This window comes from Enterobacter sp. DNB-S2, from assembly GCF_019443845.1.
Classification (GTDB): domain Bacteria; phylum Pseudomonadota; class Gammaproteobacteria; order Enterobacterales; family Enterobacteriaceae; genus Enterobacter; species Enterobacter asburiae_B.
This window is the reverse complement of record NZ_CP050520.1, coordinates 126,099-139,884: the sequence shown is the minus strand read 5'-3', so window position 1 is coordinate 139,884 and position 13,786 is coordinate 126,099. Positions and strand designations below refer to the sequence as shown.

The 13,786-nt window shown below is 54.6% G+C and carries 16 protein-coding genes; 5 read left to right on the top strand and 11 right to left on the bottom strand.

All coding sequences use genetic code 11. The annotated features are described in order from the left end of the window. Positions 1–53: 53 nt before the first annotated feature. The 3 genes from arcB (at position 54) to mtgA (ending at position 3,995) form a co-directional block, all read left to right on the top strand. Complete coding sequence (arcB, locus tag HB664_RS00760; RefSeq protein WP_219940270.1) at positions 54–2,387, top strand: aerobic respiration two-component sensor histidine kinase ArcB; 2,334 nt, start codon at positions 54–56, stop codon at positions 2,385–2,387. A gap of 232 nt (positions 2,388–2,619) precedes the next feature. Further along, the gene (gene elbB, locus HB664_RS00755; RefSeq protein ID WP_033146753.1) at positions 2,620–3,273 is read left to right on the top strand and encodes an isoprenoid biosynthesis glyoxalase ElbB; all 654 of its coding nucleotides are present in this window, start codon (positions 2,620–2,622) and stop codon (positions 3,271–3,273) included. After that, the gene (mtgA, locus tag HB664_RS00750) at positions 3,270–3,995 is read left to right on the top strand and encodes a monofunctional biosynthetic peptidoglycan transglycosylase (RefSeq protein WP_219940269.1); all 726 of its coding nucleotides are present in this window, start codon (positions 3,270–3,272) and stop codon (positions 3,993–3,995) included. Before elbB ends, mtgA begins: the two co-directional genes overlap by 4 nt. Positions 3,996–4,034: 39 nt before the next feature. Here the strand turns inward: mtgA and npr are convergent, their stop codons facing one another. From npr to HB664_RS00695, 11 genes are all read right to left on the bottom strand, one after another. Continuing rightward, positions 4,035–4,307, bottom strand: a complete 273-nt coding sequence (gene npr, locus HB664_RS00745) for a PTS phosphocarrier protein NPr (protein ID WP_003861872.1) — start codon at positions 4,305–4,307, stop codon at positions 4,035–4,037. Further along, a complete protein-coding gene (rapZ, locus tag HB664_RS00740) occupies positions 4,304–5,158 on the bottom strand; it encodes an RNase adapter RapZ (RefSeq protein ID WP_014885397.1) in 855 nt (284 codons plus the stop codon). Before rapZ ends, npr begins: the two co-directional genes overlap by 4 nt. Before the next feature lie 45 nt (positions 5,159–5,203). Further along, positions 5,204–5,695 (bottom strand): PTS IIA-like nitrogen regulatory protein PtsN, encoded by a 492-nt coding sequence (ptsN, locus tag HB664_RS00735; RefSeq protein ID WP_008501443.1) that lies wholly within the window; start codon positions 5,693–5,695, stop codon positions 5,204–5,206. An 82-nt stretch (positions 5,696–5,777) separates the two neighbouring features. After that, positions 5,778–6,065 carry a ribosome hibernation promoting factor gene (gene hpf / locus HB664_RS00730; RefSeq protein WP_008501444.1) on the bottom strand — a complete coding sequence of 96 codons (288 nt, stop codon included), beginning with the start codon at positions 6,063–6,065 and terminating at the stop codon, positions 5,778–5,780. A 22-nt stretch (positions 6,066–6,087) separates the two neighbouring features. Then, positions 6,088–7,521: an RNA polymerase factor sigma-54 gene (gene rpoN / locus HB664_RS00725; protein WP_032659700.1), complete on the bottom strand. Its 1,434-nt coding sequence runs from the start codon at positions 7,519–7,521 to the stop codon at positions 6,088–6,090. 47 nt (positions 7,522–7,568) lie between these two features. Continuing rightward, positions 7,569–8,294 (bottom strand): LPS export ABC transporter ATP-binding protein, encoded by a 726-nt coding sequence (gene lptB, locus HB664_RS00720; RefSeq protein ID WP_033146751.1) that lies wholly within the window; start codon positions 8,292–8,294, stop codon positions 7,569–7,571. A gap of 6 nt (positions 8,295–8,300) precedes the next feature. Further along, positions 8,301–8,855 carry a lipopolysaccharide ABC transporter substrate-binding protein LptA gene (gene lptA / locus HB664_RS00715; RefSeq protein ID WP_033146750.1) on the bottom strand — a complete coding sequence of 185 codons (555 nt, stop codon included), beginning with the start codon at positions 8,853–8,855 and terminating at the stop codon, positions 8,301–8,303. Beyond that, positions 8,824–9,399: an LPS export ABC transporter periplasmic protein LptC gene (lptC, locus tag HB664_RS00710; protein WP_033146749.1), complete on the bottom strand. Its 576-nt coding sequence runs from the start codon at positions 9,397–9,399 to the stop codon at positions 8,824–8,826. The genes lptA and lptC overlap by 32 nt, the downstream gene beginning before the upstream one ends. Beyond that, positions 9,396–9,962: a 3-deoxy-manno-octulosonate-8-phosphatase KdsC gene (gene kdsC, locus HB664_RS00705; protein WP_023309356.1), complete on the bottom strand. Its 567-nt coding sequence runs from the start codon at positions 9,960–9,962 to the stop codon at positions 9,396–9,398. Before kdsC ends, lptC begins: the two co-directional genes overlap by 4 nt. A 14-nt stretch (positions 9,963–9,976) precedes the next feature. After that, on the bottom strand, positions 9,977–10,963 hold the full coding sequence (gene kdsD, locus HB664_RS00700) for an arabinose-5-phosphate isomerase KdsD (protein WP_032659705.1): 987 nt from the start codon (positions 10,961–10,963) through the stop codon (positions 9,977–9,979). A gap of 13 nt (positions 10,964–10,976) precedes the next feature. Next, complete coding sequence (locus HB664_RS00695) at positions 10,977–11,954, bottom strand: calcium/sodium antiporter (protein WP_182382750.1); 978 nt, start codon at positions 11,952–11,954, stop codon at positions 10,977–10,979. A gap of 227 nt (positions 11,955–12,181) precedes the next feature. On the opposite strand from HB664_RS00695, the gene mlaF reads away from it, so the two are divergent. Together mlaF and mlaE are read left to right on the top strand one after the other, a co-directional pair. Then, the gene (gene mlaF, locus HB664_RS00690; protein WP_024906354.1) at positions 12,182–12,994 is read left to right on the top strand and encodes a phospholipid ABC transporter ATP-binding protein MlaF; all 813 of its coding nucleotides are present in this window, start codon (positions 12,182–12,184) and stop codon (positions 12,992–12,994) included. A gap of 7 nt (positions 12,995–13,001) precedes the next feature. Further along, positions 13,002–13,784 (top strand): lipid asymmetry maintenance ABC transporter permease subunit MlaE, encoded by a 783-nt coding sequence (gene mlaE / locus HB664_RS00685; protein ID WP_010436044.1) that lies wholly within the window; start codon positions 13,002–13,004, stop codon positions 13,782–13,784. Positions 13,785–13,786 lie beyond the last annotated feature (2 nt).

Sequence of the window (13,786 nt, the reverse complement as noted above, 5' to 3'; positions counted from 1 at the left end):
CCTCGCCCTGAATTTGAGTATTATTGAGCGATAAAGTCGTGAAGGGATCCTCTATGAAGCAAATTCGAATGCTTGCCCAGTATTACGTCGACCTGATGATGAAGCTTGGGCTGGTGCGTTTCTCCATGCTGCTTGCGCTGGCGCTGGTCGTTCTGGCCATTGTCGTGCAAATGGCCGTCACCATGGTTCTGCATGGTCAGGTCGAGAGTATCGACGTCATCCGCTCCATCTTCTTTGGCTTGCTCATTACGCCCTGGGCGGTCTATTTCCTTTCCGTGGTGGTTGAACAGCTGGAAGAGTCCCGTCAGCGTCTGTCAAAACTGGTCGATAAACTGGAAGAGATGCGCGAGCGCGACCTGAAGCTCAACGTCCAGCTTAAAGACAACATTGCGCAGCTGAATCAGGAGATCTCCGATCGTGAGAAGGCGGAAGCCGAGCGTCAGGCCACGCTGGAGCAGCTTAAAATCGAAATGAAAGAGCGCGAGGTCACACAGATCCAGCTTGAGCAGCAATCCTCTTTCCTGCGGTCGTTCCTTGATGCTTCGCCGGATCTGGTGTTTTACCGTAATGAAGATAAAGAGTTTTCCGGCTGTAACCGGGCGATGGAGCTGCTCACCGGGAAAAGCGAGAAGCAGCTGATTAACCTGAAGCCGCAGGACGTTTACTCTGAAGAGGCGGCGGCTAAGGTCATGGAGACGGACGAAAAAGTATTCCGCCATAACGTCTCGCTGACCTATGAACAGTGGCTGGATTACCCGGACGGACGCAAAGCCTGCTTTGAGATCCGTAAGGTGCCCTACTATGACCGCGTGGGGAAACGCCACGGCCTGATGGGCTTTGGCCGCGATATCACCGAGCGTAAGCGCTACCAGGACGCTCTGGAGCGCGCCAGCCGCGACAAGACTACCTTTATCTCCACCATCAGCCACGAGCTGCGTACGCCGCTTAATGGCATTGTCGGGCTGAGCCGTATTCTGCTGGATACCGACCTGACCGCAGAGCAGGAAAAATACCTCAAGACTATCCATGTCTCAGCGGTCACGCTGGGTAATATCTTCAACGATATTATTGATATGGATAAGATGGAGCGCCGTAAAGTTCAGCTTGATAATCAGCCGGTTGATTTCACCAGCTTCCTTGCCGACCTCGAAAATCTCTCAGGCCTGCAGGCGCAGCAGAAGGGACTGAGCTTTGTCATGGATCCCACCCTGCCGCTGCCGCATAAAGTGGTGACCGACGGCACGCGTCTGCGTCAGATCCTGTGGAATCTCATCAGCAACGCGGTGAAATTTACCCAGAAGGGGCAGGTGGCGGTGCGCATCCGCTTTGACGAAGGCGATATGCTGCACTTCGAGGTGGAAGACTCCGGGATGGGTATTCCGCAGGAGGAGCAGGACAAAATTTTCGCGATGTACTACCAGGTGAAGGACAGCAACGGCGGGAAGCCAGCTACCGGAACAGGCATTGGCCTGGCGGTCTCTAAACGGCTGGCGAAGAGCATGGGTGGCGATATCACCGTTGTCAGCCAGCCGGGCAAAGGGTCAACCTTCACGCTGACGGTCCATGCGCCGGCGGTGGCGGAAGAGGTTGAAGACACCTTTGAAAACGACGACATGCCGCTGCCCGCGCTGCACGTTCTGCTGGTGGAAGACATTGAGCTGAACGTGATTGTGGCGCGCTCGGTGCTGGAAAAACTGGGCAATAGCGTGGATGTCGCGATGACCGGTAAGGCCGCGCTGGAGATGTTTAAACCGGGCGAATACGATCTTGTTCTGCTCGATATCCAGCTGCCGGATATGACCGGGCTGGATATCTCTCGTGAGCTGACGCGTCAGTACGCGGCCGACGAGCTGCCGCCGCTGGTGGCGCTGACGGCGAACGTGCTGAAAGACAAAAAAGAGTATCTCGATGCCGGTATGGACGATGTACTCAGCAAGCCGCTGGCGGTGCCTGCTCTGACCGCCATGATTAAGAAGTTCTGGGATACCCGTGATGAAGAGGAGAGCACCATGACGTCTGTTGATAGCGCAAAAGCCCAAACGATACTCGATACCGCGATGCTGGAGCAGTACATCGATCTGGTGGGCCCGAAACTGATTACCGATGGTCTGGCGGTGTTCGAAAAAATGATGCCGGGCTATCTGAGCGTGCTGGAATCAAACCTGACCGCCCGGGACCAGAAGGGCATCGTCGAAGAAGGACATAAAATTAAAGGTGCGGCCGGCTCGGTCGGCTTACGCCATCTGCAGCAGCTGGGTCAACAGATTCAGTCGCCTGATTTACCTGCATGGGAAGATAACGTGGGTGATTGGGTTGAAGAGATGAAACAAGAGTGGCAAAACGATGTGGCGGTGCTTAAAGCCTGGGTCGACGCCAGAAAAAAATGACCCCGGATTAACCGGGGTGCGCGAATACTGCGCCAACACCAGGGAAATCGTGGCTGCGCCTGTTTTATAAAGTTATTTTCGAAAGGGCGCTGCCTGAAAAATTTAGGCCGCACGCAGATAAGATAGCAAATCTTAAATGGTTTGTTACATGAATCAGTGAAATGTGTGAAGCATAGCGTTTTAATCAAAATTATTAATGTGCTTCAGCAAGTTGCAGAAAAGGATTGTCATGATGAAAAAGATTGGTGTCGTGCTGAGCGGATGCGGTGTTTACGATGGTTCTGAAATACATGAAGCCGTAATCACGCTGCTGGCCCTGGCTAAGCAGGGAGCAGAGGTTATTTGTTTTGCGCCGGACAAAAATCAGGCGGATGTGATTAATCATCTGACCGGCGAGCCGATGGCAGAAAACCGCAATGTACTGATTGAAGCCGCGCGTATTGCGCGAGGTGATATCCATCCTCTTATTCAGGCAGACCCTACAGAGCTTGATGCGCTCATTGTGCCGGGTGGGTTTGGCGCGGCCAAAAATCTGAGTACCTTTGCTGCGCAGGGAGCGGAGTGTCAGATCGATCCTCATCTTAAAGCGCTGTCGCAGGCCATGCACGCGGCAGGAAAACCGCAGGGCTTTATCTGCATCGCGCCGGCAATGGTGCCCAGGATTTTTGATTTCCCGCTGCGCCTGACTATCGGGACGGATATTGATACCGCAGAGATCGTCGAGGAAATGGGGGGCGAACACGTTCCGTGCCCGGTTGATGACATTGTGGTTGATGAAGATAACAAAATTGTCACCACGCCAGCGTATATGCTGGCGAACAATATCGCTGAGGCGGCCTCAGGTATTGAAAAGCTGGTGGCCCGCGTGCTGGTGCTGACTGAATGAGGCGCAAATTTGCCGCAGGCGCAGGGGTGAAACGTTTTCTCTTGCGCATCGTACTTGTGCTAGCGGTATTCTGGGGGGGCGGGCTGGCTTTATTCAGCATTATGCCGGTACCGTTCTCTGCCGTTATGGTTGAGCGCCAGCTTAGCGCGTGGTTCAGCGGCGATTTCGGCTACGTTGCCCACTCTGACTGGGTGAGCATGGACGAGATCTCCCCGTTCATGGGGCTGGCGGTCATCGCGGCGGAGGACCAGAAATTCCCGGAGCACTGGGGGTTCGACGTGGCGGCCATTGAGAAGGCGCTAGCCCATAACGAACGCCATGAAAATCGCGTGCGCGGGGCATCAACCTTGTCGCAGCAGACGGCCAAAAATCTGTTTCTGTGGGATGGTCGAAGCTGGGTGCGAAAAGGGCTGGAAGCGGGGTTGACCCTGGGAATGGAAACGGTCTGGAGCAAAAAACGCATTCTGACCGTCTATCTGAACGTCGCTGAGTTTGGCGACGGTATATTTGGCGTGGAAGCTGCCGCACAGCGATATTTTAATAAGCCAGCCAGCCGTCTGAGCATGTCAGAAGCGGCGCTATTGGCCGCTGTGTTACCGAACCCTATCCGCTTTAAGGCCATTGCCCCATCAGGGTACGTGCGAAGCCGTCAGGCGTGGATTATGCGCCAGATGAATCAGCTGGGTGGAGAGGAGTTTATGCAGCGTAATAATCTTATGTAGAGCGGGTAAGCGCAGCGCTACCCGCCTGAATAGCAGACCTTAATCTTCGTCGAACCCTGCGTTAAACAGGGCAATCACCGCCGCCAGCGCTTCCTCTTCCTGAGGGCCGGTGGCTTCTACTTCAATCTGGCGCCCTTTGGCGGAATCCAGCATCAGCAGCGCAATCACGCTGTTCGCCTCCGCTTCGGTGCCTTCGTCATTCCGCAGCAGAACCTCTGCATCGAAACCCTGCATCAGCTCAAACAACTTCATCGCCGGGCGTGCATGCATACCCAGCTTGTTGGTGATCTCAACGGTTTGTTTTACGGTCATGTTTTACGTTTTTCCAGCGTGCGATGACGGGACTGAACGTTCTTACCGCGCGAGCGGAAATAGTCGGCCAGCTGTTCGGCGATGTAAACCGAACGATGTTTACCGCCGGTACAACCAATCGCCACCGTCAGGTAGCTACGATTGTTTGTCTCCAGCATAGGTAACCATAGCTCAAGGTAGCTTCGCGTCTGGTAGATAAAATTGTGTACTTCTGTGTGCCGGTCGAGGAACGCCGCCACCGGCTTATCCAGACCGGTCATTGGACGCAGTTTTGGATCCCAGTGCGGGTTCGGCAGGAAGCGCACGTCGAAAACGTAATCCGCATCAATCGGAATACCGTGCTTAAAGCCGAAGGATTCGAACACCATCGTCAGTTCGCGCTCGCGTTTACCCAACAGCCGGGTACGCAGCATTTCCGCCAGCTCGTGAACGGACATCTCAGAGGTGTCGACAATCAGGTCGGCACGAGAACGCAGCGGCTCCAGCAGGTCGCTCTCTTCATCGATAGCGCTCTCCAGAGAGAGGTTCTTGCTGGATAGCGGGTGCAAACGACGGGTATCGCTGTAGCGGCGGATCAGCGTATTGCGGTCTGCATCGAGGAACAGCAGCTGAGGCGAGAACGCGTCAGGCAGGTTGCTCATGGCCTGTTCGAAGATCTCTGGCGATTCAGGCATGTTACGAACGTCGATACTGACGGCGGCAGAGGTTTGTCTCTCCGCCAGCGTGCGGGCCAGATCGGGTAACAACACGACCGGCAGGTTATCGACGCAGTAAAAACCCATGTCTTCCAGGGCGCGCAGAGCAACGGATTTCCCCGACCCTGAACGGCCACTGACAATCATCAGCACCATGTTCCGTTTCTCCTCAGGACAACAGATGTGAAGGCCATCTCCTGGTTATGCATCATCCTGATTGCCTTCTGCTTCAGTGATAATTTGATAGAGCTCTTCATCACTTTGGGCCGAGCGCAGTCGACGGCAAATGGTTTTATCGGCCAGACGTTTTGCGACCAGCGACAGCGTATGCAGATGGGTTTTCGTCTGGTCGGCAGGTACCAGCAGCGCGAAGAGGAGATCGACGGGCTGGTTATCAATGGCATCGAAGGCGATGGGTGTTTCAAGCTGCACAAACACACCAACGGCACGCAGGGTATCCTCTTCCAGTTTGCCGTGCGGGATCGCGATGCCGTTGCCGATACCGGTACTGCCCATTTTTTCACGGGTCAGAATCGCTTCGAACACCACCTGCGGCGGCAGGCCCAGCTGTTTGGCAGCCAGTTCACTGATGATCTCCAGCGCACGTTTTTTGCTCTGGCAGTGAACCGCACTGCGGGTACATTCCTGGTTAAGGACATTGCTCAGTTGAAGAGCGGAATCGTTGTTCATCATAATTTCACCTAAGCGCTAACTGTACAAATGGCCTGTTGTGTTTCACAACAGGCCGTCTTGCACCCGTTAACTGCCCGGACAATTAGTGTTGTTTCAGTTTATCTTTATGTTTATTGAGCTGTCGTGCAAGCTTATCAATCAAGCCGTCGATAGCAGCGTACATGTCTTGCCCTTCCGCACTGGCATGCAGTTCACCCCCGTTAACATGCAGGGTGGCATCCGAGATATGAGTCACTTTCTCCACTTTCAACACAATATAGACCTGATTGATCCTTTCGAAATACTGCTCGAGTTTTGCAAACTTCGCGTTCACGAAGTCGCGTAAAGCCTCAGTAATTTCGACGTTTTGTCCAGTGATGTTGAGCTGCATAGTGTCTTCCTTATCGGTTGTGTCAGACCAGCTGTTTACGCTGGTTGGACGGCGGAATGGATAAAGACTCTCGATACTTCGCAACAGTACGACGTGCCACCATAATACCCTGATCGGACAGCATGGTGGTTAACTTACTGTCGCTTAGTGGCTTCGCGGGGTTCTCCGCGGCGATCAACTTCTTCACCAGGGCACGAATGGCCGTTGACGACGCTTCGCCGCCGCCCTCGGTATTCACATGGCTGGAGAAGAAATACTTAAGCTCAAATATACCGCGTGGACTGTGCAGATACTTCTGCGTGGTGACACGGGAAATGGTTGATTCATGCATCTCGACGGCCTGGGCGATATCCGCCAGTACCATCGGTTTCATATACTCTTCGCCCTGCTCAAAGAACGCCTGCTGCTGTTCGACAATACAGCGGCTGACGCGCAGCAGCGTATCATTTCGGCTTTCCAGACTTTTGATCAGCCATCGCGCTTCCTGAAGATTGCTACGAATATATTGATTGTCGGAGTCGTTACGCGCGCTGGTGCACATGGAGGCATACTGCTGGTTGATTTGCAGGCGAGGGATGCTGTCTGAATTCAGTTCAACGACCCAGCGGTCATTGTGTTTTCTCACCAGCACGTCCGGGATGACGTACTCGGGCTCGCTGGTCTGGATCGACTGTCCCGGGCGCGGATCGAGTGACTGGATCAGATTCACCGCTTCTTTCAGCACCTCTTCCTTCAGGCGCGTGACGCGCATCAGGCTGCGGAAATCGTGGTTGGCCAACAGATCCAGATGATCGCTGATGATTAAGCGCGCCTCGTCGAGCCATGGCGTCTCTTTGCTGAACTGAGAAAGCTGGATCAGCAGGCAGTCGCGCAGATCTTTTGCGGCCACGCCTACCGGATCGAAACGCTGGATGCGCTTCAGAACGGCTTCGACTTCCTCAAGCTCAATCTCGTCGTCGCCCATGCTTTCCAGGATATCGTCCAGCGTGACGGTCAAATAGCCGGTGTCGTCAACGGCATCGACAATTGAGGTGGCAATCGCGCGGTCGGTATCGGAGAAGGGGGTGAGTTCCACCTGCCACATCAGGTAATCCTGCAGCGACTGGGTGGTCTCTCCCTGATAGACCGGTAGCTCATCATCCTGGTAGTCTGCACGCGTACCGGAAGGAGTTCCGGCGGTGTAGATTTCATCCCAGCTGGCATCCAGCGGTAGCTCGTCGGGCATCTCTTTTTGTTCGAGTGCATCCGCGGTGTCGAGCGCTTCTGTATCCTGTGACTGCTGAGTATCTACCTCGTCATGAAGATCGGTTTGTTCCAGCAGGGGGTTGCTGTCCAGCGCCTGCTGGAGCTCCTGCTGAAGTTCTAACGTGGACAGTTGCAACAGGCGAATTGCCTGCTGTAGCTGCGGCGTCATTGCCAGTTGTTGGCTGAGCCTTAATTGCAAACCTTGCTTCATGTTCAGAGCATTTTTCTCCGGTTCGGCGTTACGTTACCTCTACCCTATCAGAGTCTGAAGTCTTCCCCAAGATAGACGCGCTTAACATGATCGTCTTCGAGGATCTGCTGCGGCGTACCGTGGGCGATCAGATTGCCCTGGCTGACAATATACGCGCGTTCACACACGGCCAGCGTTTCACGGACGTTGTGGTCGGTGATCAGTACGCCAAGCCCGCTGTCACGCAGGTGTTCAATGATGCGTTTAATGTCGATAACCGAGATCGGGTCAACGCCGGCAAACGGTTCATCCAGAAGGATAAATTTCGGGTTTGCGGCCAGCGCACGTGCAATCTCAACACGACGGCGTTCACCCCCGGAGAGTGCCTGACCGAGGCTGTCGCGCAGATGCTCAATGTGGAACTCTTCCATCAATTCGTTGGCACGATCCTGACGCTGTTCGCTGGTCAGATCGTTACGAATTTCCAGGACCGCCATCAGGTTATCGTAAACGCTAAGACGACGGAAAATGGAGGCTTCCTGCGGCAGGTAGCCGATCCCGCGACGCGCGCGCGCGTGCAGCGGCAGAAGGCTGATGTCTTCATCGTCAATGATAATGTTGCCGGCATCGCGCGGCACAATGCCAACGACCATGTAGAAGGTGGTGGTTTTACCCGCACCGTTAGGGCCAAGCAGCCCTACAATTTCGCCGGAGTTGACGGTCAGACTGACATCTTCTACGACACGGCGGCCCTTGTAGGCCTTCGCGAGATTTTTTGCAGTTAATGTTGCCATAACGAATTAGTTACTCTTCTTCTGTGCCGGGGCCTGGCCTTTGCCTTTGTCCTGCAGCTGCGACGGAACCAGGACGGTCGTGACGCGTTTGCCTTTCTCGCTGGAGGCCTGCATTTTTTGCTCTTTCACCAGATAGGTGATCTGGTCGCCGGTAATGTTGCTGTCCAGCTGTTCCAGATACGCGTTTCCGGTCAGGATGACCAGGTCCTTCGCCAGCTCATAGTGCATATGCGAGGCGCGGCCTTTCACCGGCTTGCCGTTATCCTGCATCTGGTAGAAGGTGGCCGGGTTGCCGTAACCATCAATGATCTCTTTGCCCTGCTCGCCACCCGGACGGGTCACGACCACTTTGTCGGCGTTAATTTTGATGGTGCCCTGAGTCATGACGACGTTACCCGTGAAGGTGACGACGTTGCCCTGCATATCGAGAGACTGGGTATCAGACTCGATATGGATCGGTTGGTCGGTATCGCCCGTTACAGCAAGCGCGGGGAGACTGGTCGCCAGCATCGCGCTGGCGATAATTACTTTAAGGCTGAGTTTGTTTGTTTTGAATTTCATAGGAGGTTCTAACCTTTTCAATCAGCTCGGCGTTCTTGCTGCGTAAGTTCCCGCGCATTCTCAAACCGCTGGAATTAAATGTTGTGCCATACAGTGTGACCAGATCCTGCGAGGTCACGTCCTGGGTTACCAGGTTAATTTGGGCATTATCCGTCGTAATTTTTCGCAGTTGCGAGTCAGCGGTCAGGGCGTTGACTTCAACGTGGCCATACAGATAAAGCATACGGTCATTTGTCAGTTTTGCCCGATCTGACTTAATTGACCACGTCGGCACTTTGTCCTTATCAAATGTGGTCATGACAGGTTGGGTAAACCACGAAATACCGTCATCTGAAAAATATTCAACATGCTGGGCAATCAGGCGATAGTTCAGCGCGCCTTCCGGGCTGTAGACCACGGTGTCGCTGTGATCGCTTTTATAGGTTGGATCGTTATTGTTGACCACTTCCGTTTGCGGATCGTCGCGATCGGCAAGGTTCACGCCAATCAATACCAGTGCGACAAGCGAAAGCAAAATGATAATCCAGCGTCTGGTTTTACTCATATCGATTGCCCTTTGGCCTCATCAAGCTTGCCCTGCGCCAGCAAAAGCAGATCGCAGACTTCACGTACGGCACCACGGCCCCCGTTGATGTGGGTAACGTAGTCAGCGCGCGGGATCAGCAGCGGATGCGCATCGGCAACGGCGATGCTCAGCCCGACTTCAGCCATCACGGGCCAGTCAATCAGATCGTCCCCGACGTAGGCTACGTTTTCCGGCGCGATAGCCAGTTTACCCAGTAAATCCTTAAACGCCGCCATCTTATCGGATTGACCCTGATACAGATGGGTAATTCCTAAGGTTTCACAGCGGTCTTCTACCAGTTTAGCTTTTCGCCCGGTGATAATAGCCACCTCAATACCCGAGGTGAGCGCGCAGCGGATACCGTAGCCGTCGCGAACGTTAAACGCTTTCAGCTCTTCACCATTATTGCCCATGTAAATCAGGCCATCGGAAAGTACGCCATCCACGTCCAGGATGAGCAGACGAATGTTTTCCGCCTTTGCCATCATCTGGGTACTGACCGGTCCATAACAGGTTGCAAGGGATGCACCCGCATTACTCATTGTCTTATCCTTCATTACACTACGCCTGCGCGCAGCAGATCATGCATATGTACCACACCCAGCAACTGGTCGCCATCGGCAACCATCACTGAGGTAATGTGGCGGGACTGCATCAGGTTCAGCACATCCACGGCCAGCGTACCCGGACGGACGCGGATACCGCCCGGCGTCATCACATCGGCAATGCCGAGCGTGCGGACATCTACACCCATGTCGAACACGCGGCGCAGGTCGCCATCGGTGAAGATCCCCTGAATTTTCATCAGATCGTCGCACACGACCGTCATACCCAGATTCTTACGGGTGATTTCCAGCAGCGCATCACGCAGGGAGGCTTCTTTACTGACGTGAGGGATCTCATCCCCGGTGTGCATAATATCGTTTACCCGAAGCAGAAGCTTGCGCCCCAGCGCGCCGCCCGGGTGGGAAAGCGCGAAATCTTCCGGCGTAAAACCGCGGGCTTCGAGCAGCGCGACGGCAAGCGCATCACCCATCACCAGTGCGGCGGTGGTGCTGGACGTCGGCGCCAGGCCGAGCGGACAGGCCTCCTTGGGCACTTTCACGCACAGGTGAATATCGGCTGCCCGCGCCATGCTGCTTTCCGGACGGCTGGTCATGCAAATAAGCGGCACCTGCAGTCGCTTCAGTACCGGGATCAGCGCCAGAATTTCATTGGACTCCCCGGAGTTGGACAGCGCGATGACGATATCCTGCGGCGTGACCATACCCAGGTCACCGTGCGCGGCTTCCCCCGGATGTACAAAGAAGGAAGAGGTTCCGGTACTGGCAAACGTTGCCGCCATTTTGCGTCCAATGTGGCCGGACTTACCCATCCCCATCACCACGACTTTGCCGGCACAGTAGAACATCTTCTCACATGCCAGACTAAAATCCTGATTAATGTACCGATCTAACTGCGCCAGACCTTCACGTTCAATCTCCAGAACCTCTTTGCCTGCTTTCTGAAAGTCAAAACCCGGCTGCAATTCTATTTGCGACATAATGCGTTTCCGTTTACCCAGAGAGAAGAGGCGAGAGCCAGTACAGCATCGCCATCCATACGATAAATCCACCCGTCAGCAGCGCGCCTGCGCCTTTGCCGATCTGTCGTTGCCGCCGCCAGCAGAGCAGGGCAAATATCACGCTGACCAATAACATCACGCCGTAGTCGCGTGAGAACGCCAGGGGATTAAAGGGCCCTGGCGTAATCAGGGCCGGCAGGCCCATCACAATGGCGATATTAAATATGTTGGAACCGATGATATTACCAATGGCAATGTCATCCTCACCTTTCCGTGCCCCCGCAATGGCCGTGGCCAGCTCCGGCAGGCTGGTGCCGATGGCAATCACCGTCAGGCCAATGGTCAGTTCACTGATGGCGAAATAGTTCGCCAGCACGGTCGCGTTATCCACGACCATGCGCGTTGCCATCGGCATGATGATCAGCGCAATGCCAAGCCAGAGGAGGGCAACAGGCAGCGTACCTTCTCGCGGCAGTTCGGCGACCTGCTCCCGCGTGAGGCTATCCTGACCCTGCTTCTCAGCCAGACGGGCGATTTTAACACTATACAGCAGCCAGATGACGGCCAGCGCCAGCAGGAAAATGCCGTCGCTGTAGCTCAGAACACCATCGTAAAATACGCAGCCTGCCAGCAGGCTTACGATTAACATTAGCGGCAATTCACGGCGCAGAACATCAGAATGCACGCGAAATGGATGGAGCAGTGCGGCCAGGCCCAAAATCAAGAGTATATTGACGATGTTGGAGCCAATCGCGGTACCTACTGCCAGGTCTAACTGACCATGCAGCGATGCCGAGACAGAGACGATGATTTCAGGAAGTGACGTTCCAACACTCACCACGGTCATCCCGATGACGACAGGCGGTACGCCCGTCAGGCGACACAGGATAGATGCGGCAAACACTAAACGGTCAGCACTGTAGACCACCAAAAGTAAACCAATTATTAACAGTGCTGTTGCTAAAAGCATCAAAAGTCCTTTCTTCAGGTATACTCGTCGGTCCATCGCACGGGAATGGCTGGACTGCATACAGTCTGAGGCGTAACGAATTCCTAATTTTGACTTTATGCGCCGGAAAAGTAAAACAAATGCCAGCTTTCGCTAACCTCAACGGCTATTATTCTGTAAAAATGCGGAGTTGAGGGCTGATTCAGGCGGCATGCCTTAACGTGAGCAGGGTAATAAAGGAACCATAAATGAGCCAAACGATGGCGAATTTAGTCGATGTTCGCGGCGTGAGTTTTTCTCGCGCCAACAGATTGATATTTGATGATATTTCGTTGACCGTACCGCGTGGCAAAATCACTGCCATCATGGGGCCGTCCGGGATCGGTAAAACGACCCTGCTGCGCCTTATTGGTGGGCAGATCCCACCTGATAGCGGTGAAATCCTCTTTGATGGCGAAAACATCCCGGAGATGTCACGCTCGCGTCTGTATACTGTCCGCAAACGCATGAGCATGCTCTTTCAGTCGGGAGCCTTGTTCACCGACATGAATGTCTTTGATAACGTGGCCTATCCGCTGCGTGAGCATACCAGCCTGCCGCCAGAACTGCTGAAAAGCACGGTGATGATGAAGCTTGAGGCCGTCGGTTTGCGGGGCGCCGCAAAGCTGATGCCTTCGGAGCTGTCCGGCGGGATGGCGCGCCGCGCCGCGCTGGCACGCGCCATTGCATTAGAACCTGATTTAATCATGTTCGACGAACCGTTTGTTGGACAGGATCCCATCACGATGGGCGTGCTGGTGAAGCTCATCTCTGAACTGAACAGCGCGCTTGGCGTCACCTGCATTGTGGTATCTCACGATGTACCGGAAGTATTGAGCATTGCCGATTACGCCTATATTGTGGCGGACAAAAAGATCGTCGCACACGGTAGCGCTCAGGCGCTGCAGGAAAATTGCGATCCGCGCGTGCGGCAGTTCCTTGACGGTATTGCCGATGGCCCTGTGCCGTTCCGCTACCCGGCGGGCGACTATCGTGACGATTTACTGGGAATAGGGAGTTAAGCCACTCATGCTGTTAAATGCGTTGGCCGCTCTCGGACACCGTGGCATAAAAACCATCAGGACGTTCGGGCGTGCCGGATTGATGTTATTCAACGCGCTGGTCGGCAAGCCGGAATTCCGTAAGCACGCACCGCTGCTGGTGCGGCAGCTTTATAATGTCGGCGTGCTGTCGATGCTCATCATCATTGTCTCCGGTCTGTTTATCGGTATGGTGCTTGGGCTGCAGGGCTATCTGGTTCTGACAACCTACAGTGCGGAAACCAGCCTCGGGATGCTGGTGGCGCTCTCGCTGCTGCGCGAGCTGGGGCCGGTTGTGGCGGCGCTGCTGTTCGCCGGGCGCGCGGGGTCGGCATTAACGGCTGAAATTGGCCTGATGCGTGCGACCGAGCAGCTCTCCAGCATGGAGATGATGGCGGTCGATCCGCTGCGTCGCGTGATCTCGCCGCGTTTCTGGGCTGGGGTGATCTCTTTACCGTTACTGACTATTCTGTTTGTCGCCGTGGGTATCTGGGGCGGTTCGCTGGTTGGTGTGCACTGGAAAGGCATTGATGCCGGTTTCTTCTGGTCCGCGATGCAGGACGCCATCGACCTGCGAATGGATCTGGTTAACTGCCTGATTAAAAGCGTGGTATTTGCCATTACGGTCACCTGGATTGCATTGTTCAATGGTTACGATGCCATCCCGACGTCGGCGGGCATTAGCCGCGCAACTACACGTACAGTCGTACATTCGTCGCTGGCCGTACTGGGTCTGGATTTTGTGCTCACCGCACTGATGTTTGGGAATTGAGT